At 41.2% G+C, this 3,870-nt stretch carries 5 protein-coding genes; 1 reads left to right on the forward strand and 4 read right to left on the reverse strand.

The features are described from left to right. The first annotated feature begins 282 nt into the window (after nucleotides 1-282). Nucleotides 283-789 carry a cupin domain-containing protein gene (locus DWU89_RS20195; protein ID WP_115501424.1) on the forward strand — a complete coding sequence of 169 codons (507 nt, stop codon included), beginning with the start codon at nucleotides 283-285 and terminating at the stop codon, nucleotides 787-789. A 91-nt stretch (nucleotides 790-880) separates the two neighbouring features. Here the strand turns inward: DWU89_RS20195 and DWU89_RS20200 are convergent, their stop codons facing one another. The 4 genes from DWU89_RS20200 to mobV all read right to left on the reverse strand — a co-directional run. Beyond that, the gene (locus DWU89_RS20200) at nucleotides 881-1,318 is read right to left on the reverse strand and encodes a hypothetical protein (RefSeq protein ID WP_115501425.1); all 438 of its coding nucleotides are present in this window, start codon (nucleotides 1,316-1,318) and stop codon (nucleotides 881-883) included. Continuing rightward, nucleotides 1,302-2,108 carry a hypothetical protein gene (locus tag DWU89_RS20205; RefSeq protein ID WP_147292163.1) on the reverse strand — a complete coding sequence of 269 codons (807 nt, stop codon included), beginning with the start codon at nucleotides 2,106-2,108 and terminating at the stop codon, nucleotides 1,302-1,304. Before DWU89_RS20205 ends, DWU89_RS20200 begins: the two co-directional genes overlap by 17 nt. 12 nt (nucleotides 2,109-2,120) lie before the next feature. Further along, a complete protein-coding gene (locus DWU89_RS20210) occupies nucleotides 2,121-2,693 on the reverse strand; it encodes a hypothetical protein (RefSeq protein ID WP_147292164.1) in 573 nt (190 codons plus the stop codon). A gap of 100 nt (nucleotides 2,694-2,793) precedes the next feature. Beyond that, a partial coding sequence (gene mobV, locus DWU89_RS20215) for a MobV family relaxase (protein ID WP_115501428.1) occupies nucleotides 2,794-3,870 on the reverse strand: 1,077 nt, incomplete at its 5' end.

The following is a 3,870-nucleotide window of genomic DNA, read 5'->3' on the forward strand; positions in this document are numbered from 1 at the left end:
TATTTTAGATTTTCATCGGTTTGACTTAACCAATTGAGGAATAAACTTTTAGCGAATTATTTGAGAAGTAGTGGTAACGATTTAGCAACCGTGCGAATTTCAGCGATTTGCGGTGCTATGCTGTCAAATAACTCTTTCTATTTGCAAAGGTAGAATAATTATTTGAAAGTACAAGTGTTTGCATTCCATTCAAATATTATTTATCTAATTATTCTTGCATAAACTCCTCTCTTTGAAAGAATAGTGCTAATTTTGCACTGTTGAACAAAGTAGAATTTGGTTATGGCAACAATCATTAGAAAAACAGAACGGGACTATCAACCCAATCCTAATAAAATTGATGGATTTCGTCTCTTTACGGATATTTCACGTGAAAGAAAAGGTATCAAACCGCAATATCTGAATTTTGATTTACGTCAGCTTAATCCACACGAGTATTGTGCTGCCTATCACTTTCATCGTTATGCGGAAGAGATATTCCTTATATTGTCTGGCTCTGCTACTTTGCGTACTTCCGATGGGTTTGAAGAAGTACATGAAGGGGATATAATGTTTTTTGAGGCGGGAGAAGCTGGCGCACACCAACTTTATAATCATACCGATGAACCTTGTACTTATCTTGATTTACGTTCATATATCGGTCATGATATATGTGAATATCCCGACTCGGATAAAATTATCATTGTACCTAATGGGGAAACATTCCGAAGAAGCGAACAATATCCTTATTTTGACGGAGAAACCGAAATAGATAAAGTATGGAATGATTTAAGGAATAAAACAAAATAGGATTTAGGAATAATCCCTCAAAGGAAACTGCCCTACAAGCCACCATAAGGATTGTAGGACTTTTAGTGGATATTGTTGTAATATCTCTTTTTCATTGTTCCCCTCTGTCGTTTTTACATAATACCCGTTTGGCAATGTATGAAATGGCACAAGATAGAATAGGAACGCAGATTAACCAAAGTAACATTATAATTCCGACCAACTCGTTATTGGTTATGTAGTGTCCTTCGTCAGGAGATAAATTTGCAGGGCGTTCGCCATTATCATTCCAATCCCATACAAAGCTGAACAACACAATGGCAAGAAGTACCGTTGTAATCAGAAACAGATACCCTGCCAATTTCCACCATTGGTTGCCTTTGTATAGTTTCCATGCCATGATACCGCCAACAAGAAACAGACAGCAAAAGGCAATAGCAGCGAAATTGAACCACAATAAATGGTTTATCCACAATATAAATATGCAGATACTTGTGCATATCAGCACGATTGCCTCAAATTTCCAGAATCGTCTATCGGTTAGTTTCATACTCTCCTTGTTTTTTCTTCTCCAAATATTCTTGCTTGCCAACAAAATACTGAACGCCTATCACTCCACCACCAAATTCAAAAACAGTAGAATCGTTATAAACAACCAAACACTCGTTAGCATTTAAGCTGTCTTGCTGTTCATGGGTGAGAGGAGTATCATACAATCGGAATGAATACATTCCCATCCCGTCACGGCGGAATCGGAATTTTGTATAATCTACAGTTTGATAGTTATCTATTTCTATTCCTATACAGCCTACATCGTCCAAATGGTTCTTCAATATTCTCAGAAATCGCTCGTCCAAATAATCTGCTTGCGGAATATATCCATCTTCACCAAATTCGATAACGAGTCGAGTACTGTCTGGCAACATAAGACGGTCGTATTTTGCGATATTTCTCATCCAATCACCTTCCATTTCATAGTGTTCTGCCATAATGTCGGCATTACAATCCAGGTATGTCCGATTGCCTAAATAGATTGACACACTTAACAGAATTAAGTCTGCAATATGAAAAAGAAGCAATAGGTTATCTGTCTTAGTGCGCGTTATTACCGCCCTTATAAAAGAGTATATCCAAAATCCAAGTATCGGTAAAGTGATGAAGAAAAAGAACACCGTCAATGCCAGCCACGTTAGCCGATGCCATTCATTTGTGCTTAATGAAGTATTTAAAAACACGATAAGCCATAGTGTGACAGCGAACACCGACACATATCGCATAAACCGCAAAAATGCCGTCCGTTTATTCACTGGTTGATTTGTTCTGTTGTCTATTGCTTCCATTTCCGCTATATGTTAGAGAGAGTCAAACGAAATGTGACATTGCTCGGCATATTCTTTGATTTTGTCAATGTTGTTATAATAGATTTCATCATTCATCGGATATACAACCGCACCTTTGTCACATCCACCTTCTCCATCTGGATATTCGCCATAGATAATAATAGCACCGAGAGAATCTATCGGAGTAATGGACTTCGGGAAAACCAACTCGTAACGGTGAATCTCTATTTCACGTAATCCATACTTTTTATATAAGACTGCAGTATCAAAACCCATAAAACCTTTTGCTTCCTTCATTATATATTCATCTGTTTCACAATAAACCGAATCATAAGTCAGGAATGTAATTACTCCGCCTATTATTGAGAGCAATACCCAACAAAAAGCATATAACTTAATCAGAGCATTGCATATATACTTGTTGAAATGTGTAAAATAGAGTGCTATTCCTGACAGGGCGGCTATCCAAAATATAACATATCCCAACCGCCAACGTAACTGTAAGCCGTTTATCAAAATATAAGCGAATAGAGACACTGTTACTATATGACAAAATATTAGTAATATTTTCTGCCACTTTTTCATAAGAATATCGTGTTGAAATCCAATAGCAAAGTTACAAAAAAGTACCGTTCATCAGTCATTTATGAACGGTACTTTTTTGTTTTCCAGCGCAATAATCCAATTATAGTTTCATCCCCCTACCTTTCCTTTGCGGCTGTATAGGTCGGTGTATGTTCTGCCTTAACTTGTCGAATTGTTCCTTGAACCACTCGGCAATGGGCTTTCGGTCGATGGCAAGGACTAACTTCGTTTTGTCTGTCGTGTCTTTCATCACTTGGAAGCCAGCCCTTTCGGTCGTAAATTTCCGCTTGTGTTCCTCCGAATAGAGTTCGCCTGCATACTCCAACGGCTTGCCGCTGACGAGCGTTGCTGTCTGCCTTTCATCGAACCCGACAAGGCGGCAGAGGTTCTCCATGCGCAGCATTTCACGGAAATAGGGAAACCATGCCGTCGCCTTTGCGATTACCGTTTTCAGAAACGATATTTCCTCCTTGTGCTTCGTTTCCTTGTCCGCCATCTCCTTTCGGTGCTTCTGCTGCATATCCAACAGTTGTCGGTTATGGTCGGTCTGCATGGTCTGTATCTTGTCTTGCAGTGCCTCTATCGTTTCCTCGTGGTCGGCAACTTCCCTATGCAGGGCGGTGTTCTCCCTTTCCAATGTCTTGACTTTGTTGCTGCCGAAAAGAGAACCGACACTCTCGGCGATGTTGGTGGCTGCGGTGGTTGCCGCCCCTTTCAGTTTCTCGGTCTGTATTTCTTTTTTCGCCCGTCTTAGTTCCTCCTGCGCCGTTTCTTTCTGCTGCTGCAAATCCACCACCTCCGATTTGAGGCTGTCGGCGAGTTTCTGTATGTCCCTATAATATTGTTGCGTGGACTTGTGGCGAGCCTTCGAGCCGTCTATCCCCCTTTGCAGCCCGTATTTCGCCATCGCTTCGGCATAGGTATCTTGGTAAGACTTCAATTTCAATCGTGTCATAATATCGTCTGCGCACAGCCTTGCGGTGTCGGTCGGCTTCTTGCGGTATCGCTTCTTCGTCTGTTCCTCCCTTTTCCTGCGCTTGCGCTCCCCTTTGACGATGGGGACGAGCGTAACGTGTATGTGCGGCGTTTCCTCGTCCCGATGCAGGTGAGCCGCCACGATGTTCTCCTTTCCGAACGTGTCGGCGAAGTATTTCAGATTGTCGGCGCACCACTCGTC

It is taken from the genome of Parabacteroides acidifaciens (assembly GCF_003363715.1).
GTDB classification, from domain to species: Bacteria; Bacteroidota; Bacteroidia; order Bacteroidales; family Tannerellaceae; genus Parabacteroides; species Parabacteroides acidifaciens.